16 protein-coding genes are annotated in these 14,148 nt (G+C 74.1%); 9 read left to right on the top strand and 7 right to left on the bottom strand.

The window, feature by feature from the left end; translation table 11 throughout:
- Window positions 1-19: 19 nt before the first annotated feature.
- From EXE57_RS08995 to EXE57_RS08975, 5 genes are all read left to right on the top strand, one after another.
- Entirely contained in the window at window positions 20-2,716 is a 2,697-nt protein-coding gene (locus tag EXE57_RS08995; protein WP_135076614.1) for an FAD-binding and (Fe-S)-binding domain-containing protein, read from the top strand.
- A 117-nt stretch (window positions 2,717-2,833) separates the two neighbouring features.
- The gene (locus EXE57_RS08990; protein ID WP_135076611.1) at window positions 2,834-4,054 is read left to right on the top strand and encodes a class I SAM-dependent methyltransferase; all 1,221 of its coding nucleotides are present in this window, start codon (window positions 2,834-2,836) and stop codon (window positions 4,052-4,054) included.
- Window positions 4,041-5,015 carry a WD40 repeat domain-containing protein gene (locus tag EXE57_RS08985; protein ID WP_135076608.1) on the top strand — a complete coding sequence of 325 codons (975 nt, stop codon included), beginning with the start codon at window positions 4,041-4,043 and terminating at the stop codon, window positions 5,013-5,015. The genes EXE57_RS08990 and EXE57_RS08985 overlap by 14 nt, the downstream gene beginning before the upstream one ends.
- A gap of 54 nt (window positions 5,016-5,069) precedes the next feature.
- Window positions 5,070-6,065 (top strand): DNA topoisomerase IB, encoded by a 996-nt coding sequence (locus EXE57_RS08980; protein WP_135076605.1) that lies wholly within the window; start codon window positions 5,070-5,072, stop codon window positions 6,063-6,065.
- A 9-nt stretch (window positions 6,066-6,074) separates the two neighbouring features.
- The gene (locus tag EXE57_RS08975) at window positions 6,075-6,572 is read left to right on the top strand and encodes an O-acetyl-ADP-ribose deacetylase (RefSeq protein ID WP_135076602.1); all 498 of its coding nucleotides are present in this window, start codon (window positions 6,075-6,077) and stop codon (window positions 6,570-6,572) included.
- A gap of 75 nt (window positions 6,573-6,647) precedes the next feature.
- On the opposite strand, the gene serC is transcribed toward EXE57_RS08975, so the two are convergent.
- A complete protein-coding gene (serC, locus tag EXE57_RS08970) occupies window positions 6,648-7,769 on the bottom strand; it encodes a phosphoserine transaminase (protein WP_135076599.1) in 1,122 nt (373 codons plus the stop codon).
- Between the two features lie 204 nt (window positions 7,770-7,973).
- Here serC and EXE57_RS08965 point away from each other — a divergent pair, with 204 nt between their 5' ends.
- Together EXE57_RS08965 and EXE57_RS08960 are read left to right on the top strand one after the other, a co-directional pair.
- Window positions 7,974-8,303, top strand: a complete 330-nt coding sequence (locus EXE57_RS08965; RefSeq protein WP_135076596.1) for a zinc ribbon domain-containing protein — start codon at window positions 7,974-7,976, stop codon at window positions 8,301-8,303.
- Complete coding sequence (locus tag EXE57_RS08960; protein WP_244247052.1) at window positions 8,296-8,778, top strand: GNAT family N-acetyltransferase; 483 nt, start codon at window positions 8,296-8,298, stop codon at window positions 8,776-8,778. Before EXE57_RS08965 ends, EXE57_RS08960 begins: the two co-directional genes overlap by 8 nt.
- A 6-nt stretch (window positions 8,779-8,784) precedes the next feature.
- Here EXE57_RS08960 and EXE57_RS08955 read toward each other — a convergent pair whose 3' ends face one another.
- Window positions 8,785-9,348: a hypothetical protein gene (locus EXE57_RS08955; protein ID WP_135076593.1), complete on the bottom strand. Its 564-nt coding sequence runs from the start codon at window positions 9,346-9,348 to the stop codon at window positions 8,785-8,787.
- 161 nt (window positions 9,349-9,509) lie between these two features.
- Here EXE57_RS08955 and EXE57_RS08950 point away from each other — a divergent pair, with 161 nt between their 5' ends.
- Window positions 9,510-10,085, top strand: a complete 576-nt coding sequence (locus EXE57_RS08950) for a VldE C-terminal domain-containing protein (protein WP_135076590.1) — start codon at window positions 9,510-9,512, stop codon at window positions 10,083-10,085.
- Between the two features lie 2 nt (window positions 10,086-10,087).
- Here EXE57_RS08950 and EXE57_RS08945 read toward each other — a convergent pair whose 3' ends face one another.
- The 3 genes from EXE57_RS08945 to EXE57_RS08935 are packed head-to-tail and all read right to left on the bottom strand — an operon-like array spanning window position 10,088 to window position 11,969.
- Window positions 10,088-11,011, bottom strand: a complete 924-nt coding sequence (locus EXE57_RS08945; protein ID WP_135076587.1) for an SRPBCC domain-containing protein — start codon at window positions 11,009-11,011, stop codon at window positions 10,088-10,090.
- Complete coding sequence (locus EXE57_RS08940) at window positions 11,008-11,355, bottom strand: ArsR/SmtB family transcription factor (RefSeq protein WP_135076584.1); 348 nt, start codon at window positions 11,353-11,355, stop codon at window positions 11,008-11,010. Before EXE57_RS08940 ends, EXE57_RS08945 begins: the two co-directional genes overlap by 4 nt.
- Before the next feature lie 32 nt (window positions 11,356-11,387).
- Window positions 11,388-11,969, bottom strand: a complete 582-nt coding sequence (locus EXE57_RS08935) for a class I SAM-dependent methyltransferase (protein ID WP_135076581.1) — start codon at window positions 11,967-11,969, stop codon at window positions 11,388-11,390.
- 42 nt (window positions 11,970-12,011) lie between these two features.
- Here EXE57_RS08935 and EXE57_RS08930 point away from each other — a divergent pair, with 42 nt between their 5' ends.
- Window positions 12,012-12,392, top strand: a complete 381-nt coding sequence (locus tag EXE57_RS08930) for a VOC family protein (protein WP_135076578.1) — start codon at window positions 12,012-12,014, stop codon at window positions 12,390-12,392.
- On the opposite strand, the gene EXE57_RS08925 is transcribed toward EXE57_RS08930, so the two are convergent.
- Window positions 12,349-12,972 carry a GNAT family N-acetyltransferase gene (locus EXE57_RS08925; RefSeq protein ID WP_244247051.1) on the bottom strand — a complete coding sequence of 208 codons (624 nt, stop codon included), beginning with the start codon at window positions 12,970-12,972 and terminating at the stop codon, window positions 12,349-12,351. The genes EXE57_RS08930 and EXE57_RS08925 overlap by 44 nt on opposite strands.
- Window positions 12,960-14,072: a citrate synthase 2 gene (locus EXE57_RS08920; RefSeq protein ID WP_135076575.1), complete on the bottom strand. Its 1,113-nt coding sequence runs from the start codon at window positions 14,070-14,072 to the stop codon at window positions 12,960-12,962. Before EXE57_RS08920 ends, EXE57_RS08925 begins: the two co-directional genes overlap by 13 nt.
- Between the last annotated feature and the right edge of the window lie 76 nt (window positions 14,073-14,148).

Raw genomic sequence — 14,148 nt, 5'->3', positions numbered from 1 at the left:
CCGCCGGCGGTCGCACCGCGTGAGCGTCCCGCCCGGCGACCTGCTCGCCGCGCTGCGCCGCGAGGGCGTGACCGACGTGTCCGACTCCGTCCTGGACCGGGCGCTGCACTCCTCGGACGCCTCGCTCTACCGGGTCGTCCCGCAGGCGGTGGCGCGGCCGCGCCACGCCGACGAGCTCCGGGCCTGCCTGTCCGTCGCGCGCGAGACCGGCGTACCCCTCACGATGCGCGGGGCCGGGACCTCCATCGCGGGCAACGCCGTCGGCCCCGGGCTGGTCGTCGACACGCGGCGCCACCTCGACCGGGTGCTCTCGATCGACCCGGACGCACGGACCGCGCGGGTGCAGCCGGGAGTCGTGCACGCCTCGCTGCAGCGGGCCGCCGCCCCCCACGGGCTGCGGTTCGGCCCGGACCCGTCCACCCACCCGCGCTGCACCATCGGCGGGATGATCGGCAACAACGCCTGCGGCTCGCGGGCGCTCGGCTACGGGCGGACCAGCGACAACGTCGCCGGGCTCGACGTGGCGTGGGGGGCCGACGACGACGTCGAGGGGCGGCTCACCGCGCTCGCCGACCGCCACCTCGCCCACGTCCGGACCGGCTTCGGGCGCTTCAGCCGGCAGGTGAGCGGGTACGCGCTGGAGCACCTGCTCCCCGAGAACGGCCGCCGCCTCGACCGCTTCCTCGTCGGCTCGGAGGGCACCCTCGGCGTCGTGCTCGAGGCGACGGTGACCCTGGTCCCCGAGGAGCCACGGCGGCTGGTCGTCCTCGGCTTCCCGACGATGGCCGAGGCCGCGGACGCGGTGCCGGCGCTGCTCGGCGCGGGCCTGCGACTGGTGGCCTGCGAGGGGCTGGACGCGCGGATCGTCGACCTGGTGCGGGCTGCCGGGCGGCCGGTCCCCGAGCTGCCGCGAGGTGGCGGCTGGCTGTTCGTCGAGGTGGCCGGTGGGGGCGAGGTCCCCGACGTGGGAGAGCTCGCCCGCCGGTCCGTGGCGGACCCGGACGAGGCTGCGGCGCTGTGGAGGATCCGCGAGGCAGGGGCCGGGCTGGCCTCTCGCAGCCTGTCGCGCCCGGCGCACGCCGGCTGGGAGGACGCCGCCGTACCCCCGGAGCACCTCGGTGCCTGGCTGCGCGACTTCGAGCGGCTGCTCGCCGAGTTCGACCTCGAGACCGTGCCCTACGGACACTTCGGCGACGGGTGCGTCCATGCCCGGATCGACTTCGAGTTCGACGAGGCCGGTCGCCGGCGGTTCCGCGACTTCCTCACGGCCTCGGCGACCGCGCTGACTTCGTACGGCGGCTCGCTCTCCGGTGAGCACGGTGACGGGCGTGCCCGCTCCGAGCTGCTGCCGCTGATGTACGACGAGCAGTCGATGGCGCTCTTCCGCGAGGTCAAGGCGATCTGCGACCCGGGCGGCGTGCTCAACCCGGGCGTGCTCGTCGACCCCGCGCCCGTGGACGCCGACCTGTGGCCGGCGCGCCCGGTCGCTCCGCTCCGGACCGCGCTGCGGCTGGTCCACGACGACTCCCTCGGCGCCGCGGTCCACCGCTGCACCGGCGTCGGAGCCTGCGTCGCGACCCGCTCGACCGGGGTGATGTGCCCGTCGTGGCTCGCGACCGGTGAGGAGAAGGACGCGACCCGCGGCCGCGCCCGGGTGCTGCAGGAGGCGCTCGACGGCTCCCTCGTCGACGGGCTCCGCGACCCGGCGGTCACCGAGGCGCTCGACCTCTGCCTCTCCTGCAAGGGCTGCGTGGCCGACTGCCCGACCGGGGTGGACATGGCGACGTACAAGGCCGAGGTGCTCCACCAGCAGTACGCCGGCCGCCGCCGCCCGCTCACCCACTACACGCTCGGGCGGCTGCCGCAGTGGCTGGCCCGGACGCCCGACTGGGCCCGGCGGCTGGCAGGTGCCCGACCTGCTGCCGCGGTGGCGAAGGTCGCCGCGGGCGTCGACCGACGGCGCACGCTGCCGCGGCTCGCGCCGCACCGCCTCGCCCGGCCGGCCGACGGACCGGCTCCCGACGTGTGGCTGTGGGCCGACACGTTCACCGACCACTTCGGGCCGGGCATCGCCCAGGCGGCGGTCGACGTGCTCGCCGCCGCCGGGCTGCGCGCGCGGGTGGTTCCGGAGCCGGCCTGCTGCGGGTTGACGTGGGTCACCACCGGCCAGCTCGACCGGGCGCGCGAGATCGTGGGCCGGACCGTCGCGACGCTGGCGCCGTACGTCGACAGCGGCGTGCCGGTCGTGGGGCTGGAGCCGTCGTGCCTGGCCACGATGCGCACCGACGCCGTCGAGCTGACCGACGACCCGCGGGCGGTGTCGGTCGCCCGTGGCCTGCTGACCTTCGCGGAGCTGGTCGAGCGCCTCGCGCTGCCGGTGCCCGACCTCCGGGGCCGGGAGGTCGTGGCCCAGCCGCACTGCCACCACGCCTCGGTGCTCGGCTGGGACGCCGACGAGCGGCTGCTGCGCCGGGCCGGCGCCACCGTGACCCGGGTGCAGGGGTGCTGCGGCCTGGCCGGCAACTTCGGGATGGAGCGCGGTCACTACGACGTCTCGGTCGCCGTCGCCGAGACCCACCTGCTGCCGGCGGTGCGCGCGCGCGGCAAGGAGGCGGTCGTGCTCGCCGACGGGCTGTCGTGCCGCCACCAGCTCGACGACCTGGCGCAGGTCCGGGCGGTGCACCTCGTGGAGCTGTGGCGCTCCGCCGGCGGATGAGGTTCGGCGGGGACTCCCTCGTTACGATCGGTGGGTGAATCCCCGCCACCGCCGCCTCGTCATCCCCGTGGCGCTGGCCGGGCTCCTGCTCGTGGTCGTCGTCGCGGCGCTGTGGCGATGACCCGCTCGCTGATCGACGCCCTCGACCGGGTCCGGGGAGCCCTTCTCGACACCGACGGCCTGGTCCGGGCCGTGGCCTCCGGCCGCCGGAAGGGCGCCCGCCCGCGGTGGCGACGCGTCGAGCTCCGCCCGGTCGACCTGAAGGCCGGCCGGCACCTCCAGGTGACGGCGTACGACGACACCCAGGCCCACACCGCCAACCACCTCGTCGGCGATCCGGCCACCGCGGCCGTGGCCGACCTCCTCGCCGAGCCCTTCGGCAACTGGCACGTGGAGACCGCCACCGAGACCCTGCAGGTCCGGGTGACCAAGAAGGGGGAGGCCCTCGTTCACGGCAAGGCACGGGCGACCCCGGTCGAGGTCGACCGCGACCACGACCGTGACAAGGAGCGACTGCTGCCGCCCGGCGACCCGGTGCTCGTGGCGCTCGGCATCAGCGACCGTGAGGGACGGGTCAAGCCGAGCCGGCAGGCCAAGTACCGCCAGGTGGAGGAGTTCCTCCGACTGCTCGACGTCGCCCTCCGCGACGCGCTCGCCCAGGGCCACCTGCGCACCCCGACCACCGAGGACCCGCTCCGGATCGTCGACCTCGGCTGCGGCAACGCCTACCTCACCTTCGCCGCCCACCGCTTCCTGACCGAGGTCCGTGGGCTCCCGGTCCGCCTGACGGGGGTCGACGTCAAGGACCAGTCGCGCAGCCACAACGCGGAGGTCGCGCAGGGCCTCGGCATCGAGGCCGACTTCGTGGTGGGGTCGATCTCCGGTGTCACCCTGCAGCGCGCCCCGGAGGTGGTGCTCGCGCTCCACGCCTGCGACACCGCCACCGACGAGGCGCTGGCCCGCGCGGTCGGGTGGGGTGCTCCGGTCGTCCTCGCCGCGCCCTGCTGCCACCACGACGTCGCCGCCCAGCTGCGGCGCAGCACCGCGCCGGCGCCGTACGCGATGCTCACCCGGCACGGCATCCTGCGGGAGCGCTTCGCCGACACCCTGACCGACGCCCTGCGCGCCTCCCTGCTGCGGGCGGAGGGCTACCGGGTCGAGGTGGTGCAATTCGTCGAGAGCCGGCACACGCCGCGCAACACCCTGCTCCGCGCCGTCCGGACCGGGGCGAGCGCCGACGCCGCCGCCCGCGAGGAGTACGACGCGCTCGTGGGCGACTGGGAGATCCGGCCGCGCCTCGCCGAGCTGCTGGAGGGGCAGGCACGTGGTCCTGCGTGAGGTCGCGGCGGCGCTGCTGGTGGCGCTGCCCTTCGGGATCGGCGCGTCCGCGGCGACGGAAGGCGACCGCCCGCTGTTCCGGTTCGCGGACCCGGAGATCACCGAGTCGAGCGGGCTCGTCGTCGCCGACGACCTCGTCGTCACGGTCAACGACTCCGGGGACGAGGCCCGCGTCTTCGTGGTCGACCCGGCCACCGGCGAGACCGTCGGGGTGACCCGGTGGGTCGGGGAGCCGGTCGACGTCGAGGCGCTGGCACCCGCCGGGCCGGGCGAGGTGTGGGTCGCCGACATCGGCGACAACGCGGGGGAGCGCGCCACGACGCGGGTGACCCGGGTGCCCGTGGCGCGCGGCGACCGTGCGGTCGAGGGAGAGGCCCTCGACCTGGTGCTGCCCGGCGGACCCACCGACGCCGAGGCGCTGCTCGTCCACCCCCGGTCCGGTCGGCTGCTCGTCGCCACCAAGGGCATCCTCGGCGGCGAGCTGCTGGCGGCCGCGACGGACCTCGGCAGCGAGGACCCGCTCCGCCTGAGGTCGCTGGGCGCGGTGATGCCGTTGGTCACCGACGGCGCCTTCTTCCCCGACGGCCGACACCTGGTGCTGCGCGACTACGGCCGGGCGATGGTCCTCGCCTGGCCCTCGCTGCGCATCGTGGGGGAGGTCTCCCTGCCACCCTCGGAGCAGGGTGAGGGCATCGCGGTCACCGAGGACGATCGGCTGCTGGTGAGCTCCGAGGGTGTGCGCGCGCCGGTGCACGAGGTGGCGCTCCCGCCGGACCTGGTGCGCGCGATGGCGCCGGCACCGGGCCGGTCCTCGGACGCGTCGGACTCACCGTCGCCGTCCGCGCCGGAGCAGGCACCCCCGCAGCCCGCCCCGCGACGCGACCCCTGGCCGTGGCTGCTCGGCGGCCTGGTCGGCGGGGTGATGCTCGTCGTGCTGCTGCGCTCGCTGCGGCCGCGCTGACGATCTCCTTCGGGGTGAGCCCCTGACCGGCGCCCGCGTCGTACGCTCCCGGGCATGCCGCGGCTGCGACGTACCTCCTGCGACGGGCCGGGCTGGACGCGTCGTCGCGCGGGCTCCGGCTTCGTCTACCTCGATGCCGACGGAGCCCGGCTGCCCGACGAGGACGCCCAGCGCTGCCGCGACCTGGTGATCCCGCCCGCCTGGCGGGACGTGTGGATCTGCCCGCTGGCCAACGGCCACCTGCAGGCCGTGGGCACCGATGACGCCGGCCGGCGTCAGTACCTCTACCACCCCGACTGGCGGACCAAGCGGGACGGCGAGAAGCACGTCAGGGTCCTCGGCTTCGGAAAGGTGCTGTCCCGGGCCCGCGAGCAGATCCTGGTCGACCTCGGCACCGAGGGGATGCCGCACGCACGGGCCTGCGCGACCGCCGTACGGCTGCTCGACCTGGGCTACTTCCGGATCGGCAACGACGTCTACGCCGACCAGAACGGCAGCTTCGGGCTCACCACGCTGCAGCGCCGGCACGTGCGCCGGCAGGGGGACGCGCTCGTCTTCTGCTTCGAGGGCAAGTCCGGCGTCGAGCACTCCGTCACCATCGACGACCCCCACGCCATCGGGGCGCTGGAGGTGATGCGCCGGCGCCGCGGCGGCGACCAGCTGCTCGCGTGGAAGGAGGGCCGCAGCTGGCGGGACCTGCACTCGTCCCACGTCAACGACTACCTGCGCGAGGCCACCGGTGAGGACTACTCGGCGAAGGACTTCCGGACCTGGCACGCCACGGTGCTGGCGGCCGCCTCGCTCGCGGAGTCGGAGGAGCCGGGGGAGAGCAAGGCCTCGCGCAAGCGGGCGGTCTCCGCGGCGATGAAGGAGGTCGCGGAGTTCCTCGGCAACACCCCGGCCCTGGCGAAGTCGTCGTACGTCGACCCTCGCGTGGTCGACGCCTACGAGGAGGGCCGCACGATCGCCGCGACCGCCCGCCGGAGCCACCGCACCGCGGACGAGCGCCAGGCCGCGCTGGAGCGCGCGGTGCTCCGGCTGCTGCGATAGTCCTCAGCCATGGAGCTCACGGTCGTCCACGGCGACATCACCCGGCAGCAGGTCGATGCGGTGGTCAACGCCGCCAACCGGGCGATGCGTGGCGGAGGCGGGGTCGACGGGGCGATCCACGCGGCGGGCGGGCCGGAGGTGCTGGCGGACTGTGTCCGCCGGTTCCCGGACGGGCTGTCCACCGGCGACGCCGGGTGGACGACGGCGGGGGAGATGCGGGCCCGCTGGGTGATCCACGTCGTCGGGCCGAACCACCGGGCCGGTGAGACCGATCGCGCGTTGCTGGTGTCCTGCTACGCCCGGGCGCTGGCGGTCGCCGACGAGCTCGGGGCCGGCTCGGTCGCCTTCCCGCTCGTCAGCGCCGGGATCTACGGGTGGCCCAAGGACGACGCGGTCGCCGTGGCCGTGGAGACGCTGCGGGCCTCCCCGACGCAGGTCGAGGAGGCCCGGCTGGTGGCGTACGACGCCGTGACGTACGAGGCGATCCGTCAGCGCTTGGCGAGATAGTGCGTCACGAATCGGTCGTGGACCCGGGCGCGTCGCGACCGTTCCGTGACGGACTATCCCTGGGGAGCCGATCTGTCAGCGGTTCTCGACGACGTAGTCGATGCAGGCGGTGAGCGCCTCGACGTCGGCCGGGTCGATCGCGGGGTACATCGCGATCCGGAGCTGGTTGCGGCCGAGCTTGCGGTAGGGCTCGGTGTCGACGATCCCGTTGCTGCGCAGGGTGGCCGCCACCCCGGCGGCGTCGATCGCGTCGTCGAGGTCGATGGTGCCGATCACCAGCGAGCGGTGCGTCGGGTCCGCGACGTACGGCGTCGTGTACGCCGTCCGCTCGGCCCAGCCGTAGAGCGCCTCGGAGGACGCCGTGGTCCGCTCGACCATGCCCTTGAGCCCGCCCTGGGCGTTCATCCAGTCCAGCTGCTCGGCCATCAGGAACAGGGTGGCGACCGACGGGGTGTTGTAGGTCTGGTTCTTGGCGGAGTTGTCGATCGCGGTGGGCAGGTCGAAGAACGGCGGGACGTAGCGGCCGCTCGCGGCGATCTCGTCGACGCGCGCCAGGGCGCGCGGCGACAGCACCGCCACCCACAGGCCACCGTCGGAGGCGAAGCACTTCTGGGGGGCGAAGTAGTAGGCGTCGACCTCGGTCAGGTCGACGGGCAGCCCGCCCGCGCCCGAGGTGGCGTCGACCAGGACCAGGTCGTCGTCGGCCAGGCCCTCGGGGCGTACGACGGGCGCCATCACGGCGGTCGAGGTCTCGTTGTGGGCCCAGGCGTAGGCGTCGACGCCCTCCTCGGCGACCGGGTCGGGCCGCGAACCGGGGTCGCTCGTCACGACCGACGGGTCGGCCAGCCACGGCGCCTTCGTGGCCGACGTCGCGAACTTCGAGGAGAACTCGCCGAAGGAGAGGTGCTGGCTCTTCTCCCGGATCAGCCCGAAGCAGGCCACGTCCCAGAAGGCGGTCGCCCCCCCGTTGCCGAGCACGACCTGGTGGCCCTCGGGCAGGGAGAAGAGGTCCGCGAGGCCCTCGCGCACCCGGCCGACGGTGTCCTTGACCGGCGCCTGGCGGTGCGAGGTCCCCATCAGGGTCGAGCCCGTGGCGGCCAGCGCGTCGAGGTGGCCGGTCTGGATCTTCGACGGTCCCGCGCCGAAGCGGCCGTCGGCGGGCTTGAGGTGGTCGGGGATCTGGAGCGCGTCGCTCATGGGGCAACCTTCCGGTGGTCCGTACGGGTCTCTGCCTGACGACGCTGTCAGCCGTGCCTATTCTGGCACCCGCCGCAGGGCGACCACGAAATCGAGGGAGACCATGAACACCGTTCCGAACCCGGGGCTCGCCAACCAGTCGGGTCTGCGTACCTTCCTGCGGGTCGCGGGACCTGCCGTGATCGCCGTGGCGCTGGTCCCCTCGTGATCGGGGGCATCGACTTCTTCAGCACGGTCGACTCCTTCGAGGGTCCGACCAGGTTCTGGATGTTCTTCGTCGCCATCCCCCTGCTCGCGGTCGGTGGCTGGCTCACCCAGGCCGGCTACGTGGGTGTCGCCGCCCGTTACGCGTCGGGCGAGCTCTCGCCGGTGATCAAGGACAGCGCCGCCTACCTCAGCGACGGCCGGGGTGTCGCGGGGGTGGGCCGGACCGTCGACGACCGGCCGGCTGCCGGGCCCTTCTGCCGCCAGTGCGGGGTCCGCAGCGACGCCGACGCCCGCTTCTGCTCTGGGTGCGGCCAGTCCCTTGCCTGAGCTGGTCATCGCCCGCGTCGGCTTCGGTCATCCCGATGCGCTGCAGCTGATCGAGGCCGTCCAGGAGGAGTACGTCGTCCGCTACGGCGGCCGCGACGACACCCCCCTCGACCCGCTGATGTTCGAGGCCCCGGCCGGCAGCTTCTTCGTGGGCTACCTCGACGGGGAGCCGGTCGCCTCGGGTGCCTGGCGTCGGCGGGACGACGTCGAGGCCTTCGGCACGACCGTGACCGCCGAGATCAAGCGGATGTTCGTCGTGGCGCACGCCAGGGGCGCGGGCCACGCCCGCACCGTCCTGGCCCACCTCGAGTCGACCGCCCGGGAGTCGGGAGCCGAGGCGATGGTGCTGGAGACCGGATCGGAGCAGCCGGAGGCGATCGCGCTCTACCTCTCCTCCGGGTACCGCCGGATCCCGAGCTTCGGGCACTACCGGTGGTCGCCGAAGAACCGCTGCTTCGCCAAGCCGCTCAGCTGACCGTCGTCAGGTCGTCCGCGAGCCACACCCGTCCGGCTCGCCGGGCGCGCTGAGCGTGACCGCGTCGATGCCACGGCGCACGCGCACGGTGAGCCTGACCCAGGCCGCGGTGTCCGTCGTCCTCGTCGCCCTCGCGACCACGGTCCCGCGACGGCGCGCGACGAGCCTGAAGGTCGCGTCCCCCACGCTCGTGCCGGTCTGGGACACCCAGATCGTCACCCGCTTCTGGCGGGTGGTCAGCGAGATCCTCTCAGGCCCGCGGGGTACCCCGCCGTTGGCGAGCTGGCCGCCGGTGTTGAAGGCGAGGAACCTCGATCCGGTGCGGGGTGCGACGCCGAAGCCGCCGCAGGTGTCCAGGACGGCGCCACCGCCGGTCGCGGTGGGGCCGCGGAACTTCGCGGCTGCGTAGTGCCCGCGCAGCGGCTGGGTGTCGTCGAAGCTGCACCTGAGCGGCCGGTCCTCGAAGCTGATGTAGGTGGTGCCGGCCGCCTGCGCCGGAGGCGCCGACAGCAGCGGCGCCACGAGCACGAGGGCGATGACCGAGAGGACGGACGGGCGGATCCTGGCCATGCTTTCGCTCCACGGTCGGGGCGTCCCGATCCGCCGGATGATCGACGGTACGCCCGGCGCCGGGGGACCGGACACGGGGGTCTGGACCAGCTCGACCGCTGACAGCGGCCGTGATCCCGCCTACCCTCGTCGGAGCCTGGCACCCCCCGGAAAGGCCTTCCATGACCCCCCGACCCCTCGGACTCGCTCTCGTCGTCACGACGATCGCGGCCCTGCTGCTCGTCGCCGCACCCGCCCACGCCCGCATCGAGCCGTACGCCGACTACCAGCCGCAGACCCGCTGCGCCCCGCAGGCCAAGCCGGGCACCAAGGCGCTCGGCCGCTGGCTGGTCAACACCCGCGGTGGCGGCTACGGACCGACCTCGCGGCCCTGCCGCTCCGGCGGCGCCTCCGAGCACAAGGAGGGCCGCGCCTTCGACTGGACCCTCGACGCGACCAAGGCCAAGCACCGACGGCTGGCCCGGGCGTTCCTGACCCGGATCCGCGCGACGGACCGCCACGGCAACGACCATGCGCTCGCCCGCCGGATGGGCATCATGTACATCATCTGGAACGACCACATCTACCGGTCCTACGACGACCGTGAGTTCGCCGAGCGCGACTACCTGAGCAGCTCGTGCCGACGGAAGCGGTCGTGCTCCAAGACCCTGCGCCACCGCGACCACATGCACATCTCGCTGAGCCGGCCCGGTGGCCGGGGCACCACCAGCTGGTACGACGGCCGCGTCCCGGACTGACCTCAGCCGAGGGTCGCGAGGTCGGCCTCGACCAGCGCGCGGTCCTCGGGGTCGGCGACCTCGACCGACCGCGCGTCCCGCCAGGCGCGCGCGGCCTCCTCGGCCCGGCCCAGCGCGTGCAGCGCCCGGGCACGGGCCTCGTGGGCGTAGGCGAGGTCGAAGTCGTCGATGCCGAGCTCCCGGCAGGACCCGAGCACGCGGTCGGCGACCCGGAGCCCCCGGTCGGGCTGCCCGGTGGCGGTCAGGGCGCGTGAGACGAGGTAGTCGGCCCGGACGTCGTTGACCGGGGCTCGGCCGGCCGCCCGCTCCCAGTGGTACGCCGCGGCGTACGCCAGCCGCAGCAGCCGCTCGTCGGCCTCGGCGTCGCGCTGCGCCGGCAGCAGCTCGAAGGCGGCGTTGGTCGCCTCGACGCCCTGGCGTCGGTGCCAGTCGCCCTCGGCGGACACGGGGGAGTCGTCGCCGTCGACCGTGATCGACGGCAGCGTGCGGCCGGTCTCGAGCACCGTCTTGAGCGCGTCGAGGACCCACACCCAGCCGTCCTTGACGGATGCCCAGGTGAGCGGGCTGGAGGCGAGGTCGCCGTGGCGCAGCCGCACCCGGGTGAGCCGGTCACCGACCTGCTCGACGGTCCACTCGACCCGGCTCGGCGGTTCGGCCGCGAGGTCGGCGTCGTAGAGCACGTGCCACGTCTGCACGAAGCGGCCGGGCGTGCCCGGCCCCGGCGGGGTCATCTCCTCGATCATCCCGTCGACCGCGTCGCCTCCGTCGGCCTTGACGGTGCGGTAGCGCGCACCGGGGACCGGCCCCTCGGCGTACGACGTGCCGTGGAAGTAGCGCCGCTTCCACTCCGACTGCGTGATCGCCGCCCACACCTGGTCTGCGTCGGCGTTGATGTGGATCTGGTAGACGTGCGCGGTGATGGTCATGAGGCGGATCCTTCGGCGGTGTCGTCGGACTCCACCTGCTGCTGGAGCCCGACGAGGGCGGCGGTGAAGCGGGCGGCGTACTTGCTGATCCAGCGGTTCGCCACCTGCTCGATGGGGACCGGGTTGAGGTGCAGCCGCTTGGTGCGCCCGTCCTTCACCGGGACGACGAGGTCGGCCTCGGTCAGGACGGCGAGGTGCTTCATCACCCCGAAGCGACTCATCCGGTCGTCGAACGCTGCGCAGACCTCGCCGACGGTCTGCCCGTCACGGGCGAAGAGCAGGTCGAGCACCTCGCGACGGGTGGGGTCGGCCAGGGCCCGGAAGACGGCGTCCTGGGAGTCCATGCCTGCCATTATGTGACCATATGGTCACAGGTTCAAGAGGCGCTGACGACCAGGTAGCGCGAGTCGGTGATCTCACGTCCCCAGAAGACCGGCTCGGGCAGCCGTCGCAGCGTGGCCTCGCGGCCCGTCCCCCTGACCAGCGCGAGGGTCGCCTCCGCGCTCAGCCCGGCCCCCGTCGACCAGTCGCCCTCGACGAGCACCAGCCGGCCGCCCGGCGCGAGCAGCCGCAGCCAGCGCTCGAGCACCTCGGAGGGGGAGGGCAGGGCCCACAGCACGTGCCGGCAGAGGACCACGTCGTGGGCCGCCTCCTCGAGCGGTGGCGCTGCGGCGTCACCCTCGTGGAACCTCACCACGTGGCCGGCCTTGGTGCGGGCCCGCTGCAGCATCTCGGGCGAGAAGTCGACGCCGGTGACCTCGAAGCCCTCCTCGGCCAGCAGCAGGGACAGGGTCCCGGTCCCGCAGCCGAGGTCGGCGACCCGTGCGGGCGGGCTCGGCAGCACGCCCAGCAGCAGGTCCCGCCATGCGGCGCGGCAGGCCGGGTCGGCCAGTCCGTGGTCGGCGGCCTCGTCGTAGGTCCGGGCCTCGTCGTCCCACAGCTCCGTCGGTGAGGTCATGGCCGCAGTCAAGCACCCGGCACCCGCACTACCGTGGCGGCCATGATCACCGCGATGCACACGCTCGTCTACGCCGAGGACCCCGAGGCCGCTCGCGCCTTCTTCCGCGACGTGCTCCGACTGCCGGGGGTCGACACCGGGGGCGGGTGGCTGATCTTCCGCACCGGTCCGAGCGAGATGGGCGTCCACCCGTCCTCGTGGGAAGGCGTCGGCGGCGGTGCCCAGGGGACGGACCAGGCATTCGACGTCTCGTTCATGTGCGACGACCTGGCGGCGACGATGGCCGAGCTGCGCGAGCGCGGGGCGGAGCTCGACGGCGACGTCGTGGACCAGGGGTGGGGCCTCACGGTCGGCGTGCGGGTGCCCGGGGCCGGGACGATCACGATCTACGAGCCGACGTACGACCCTCCGGCCCTGGGCTGATCCCGGATCCGGGCAGGGCCCAGTCCTCGCGGGAGATCTCGTAGCGCACCTCGCCGAGCTCCGCACCGGGGAGCGGGTCGTCCCACTCCTGGACCTCGGTGCGGACGTGCGTCATGCCCAGCTTGCGCATCACGCCGCGGGACCCGGCGTTCACGGCCATCGTCGTCGCCCACACGTACGGCAGCCGGAGCGTCCCGAAGGCGTGGTCGAGCAGGGCACGCGAGCCCTCCGTCGCCAGGCCGTGCCCCCACGCGTCGCGACGCAGCCGGTAGCCCAGCTCGGCGGTCGTCGGGTCCTCGTCGTCGACCGCCAGCGTCCACCACCCCAGGAACCTCCCGTCGTCCGTGCCGAAGCCCGCCCAGCAGCCGATCCCGCGCGGCGGTCCGTCGGGACGCAGCCGGCGCGGCAGGTGCTCGGTCAGGACCTCGTCGCGGGGCAGGGCGCGGCCGAAGATGTGGCGCAGCACCTCCGGGTCGGAGTCGAGCTCGACCAGCAGCTCGGCGTGCCGGCTCGTCAGCGGCTCGAGCCGGATCCGCTCGGTACGCAGGGTGGGGCGGCGGTCACCGGTCAGCTCGCCCACCCCTGCTGCCAGCCCGCCACGTCGGCGGCCCGGCGCTCCGGGGGGCCGGTGTAGACGGCGGAGGGGCGGATCAGCCGCCCGGTCCGCTTCTGCTCCAGGATGTGGGCCGACCAGCCGCCGGTCCGGGCGCAGGTGAACATCGAGGTGAACATCGGCGCCGGCACGTCGGCGAAGTCGAGCACGATCGCCGCCCAGAACTCGACGTTCGTCTCGAGCACGCGGTCGGGCCGACGTTCGCGCAGCTCGGCGAGCGCCGCCTGCTCGAGCTGCACGGCGACCTCGTAGCGAGGGGCGTCGAGCTCGCGCGCCGTACGACGCAGCACCCGCGCCCGCGGGTCCTCCGCGCGGTAGACGCGGTGGCCGAAGCCCATCAGCCGTTGCCTGTCGTCGAGCAGCTCCTTGACGTAGGCGCGCGCGTCGCCGCGCCGCTCGACCTCCTCGATCATCCCGAGCACGCGCGAGGGTGCTCCGCCGTGGAGCGGGCCGCTCATGGCGCCGATCGCGCCCGAGAAGGCGGCGGCGACGTCGGCGCCGGTGGAGGTGATGACGCGGGCCGTGAAGGTCGAGGCGTTCATGCCGTGCTCGGCGGCCGAGGACCAGTAGGCGTCGATCGCCCGGACGTGGGCGGGATCGGCCTCGCCCCGCCACCGGATGAGGAAGCGCTCCGCCAGCGTCCGGCCGCGGTCGACCTCGCTCTGCGGCACGACCGGCAGTCCGAGTCCGCGCGCGGACTGCGCGGCGTACGACAGCACCATCACCGCGACCCGGGACAGGTCGAGCCGCGCCTGCTCGTCGGAGATGTCGTAGGTCTGCCCCATGCCCAGCATCGGCGCCAGCATCGCGACGCTCGCCTGGACGTCGGCGCGGACGTCGCCGGTGTGGATCGCGATGTTGTACGGCTCCGCCGGCGGCAGGCCGGGGGAGTAGGAGCCGTCGACGAGCAGGCCCCACACGTTCTCGAAGGGCACCCGCCCGGCGAGCTCCTCGATGTCGACACCCCGGTAGCGCAGCGCCGACCCCTCCTTGTCGGGCTCCGCGATCTCGGACTCGAAGGCGACCACGCCCTCCAGACCGTGGTGCACCTCGGGGCGGTCGCTCATGGGACTCCTTCGTCGCGTGTGTCGGCTGGGGCGCCGACCGCATTCTGCACCCTCCGCCTCGGGTGTGTCTCTCAGC

The organism is Nocardioides euryhalodurans (assembly GCF_004564375.1).
Taxonomy (GTDB): Bacteria; Actinomycetota; Actinomycetes; order Propionibacteriales; family Nocardioidaceae; genus Nocardioides; species Nocardioides euryhalodurans.
Note: the sequence above shows the minus strand (reverse complement) of the source record. Positions and strands in the feature narration are given on the sequence as shown.

Coding starts and splice junctions, on each gene's coding strand:
- EXE57_RS08990 (WP_135076611.1), top strand. CDS start 2,834: ATGACCCGCTCGCTGATCGACGCCCTCGACCGGGTCCGGGGAGCCCTT.
- EXE57_RS08980 (WP_135076605.1), top strand. CDS start 5,070: ATGCCGCGGCTGCGACGTACCTCCTGCGACGGGCCGGGCTGGACGCGT.
- EXE57_RS08975 (WP_135076602.1), top strand. CDS start 6,075: ATGGAGCTCACGGTCGTCCACGGCGACATCACCCGGCAGCAGGTCGAT.
- serC (WP_135076599.1), bottom strand. CDS start 7,769: ATGAGCGACGCGCTCCAGATCCCCGACCACCTCAAGCCCGCCGACGGC.
- EXE57_RS08955 (WP_135076593.1), bottom strand. CDS start 9,348: ATGGCCAGGATCCGCCCGTCCGTCCTCTCGGTCATCGCCCTCGTGCTC.
- EXE57_RS08950 (WP_135076590.1), top strand. CDS start 9,510: ATGACCCCCCGACCCCTCGGACTCGCTCTCGTCGTCACGACGATCGCG.
- EXE57_RS08945 (WP_135076587.1), bottom strand. CDS start 11,011: ATGACCATCACCGCGCACGTCTACCAGATCCACATCAACGCCGACGCA.
- EXE57_RS08940 (WP_135076584.1), bottom strand. CDS start 11,355: ATGGACTCCCAGGACGCCGTCTTCCGGGCCCTGGCCGACCCCACCCGT.
- EXE57_RS08935 (WP_135076581.1), bottom strand. CDS start 11,969: ATGACCTCACCGACGGAGCTGTGGGACGACGAGGCCCGGACCTACGAC.
- EXE57_RS08930 (WP_135076578.1), top strand. CDS start 12,012: ATGATCACCGCGATGCACACGCTCGTCTACGCCGAGGACCCCGAGGCC.
- EXE57_RS08920 (WP_135076575.1), bottom strand. CDS start 14,072: ATGAGCGACCGCCCCGAGGTGCACCACGGTCTGGAGGGCGTGGTCGCC.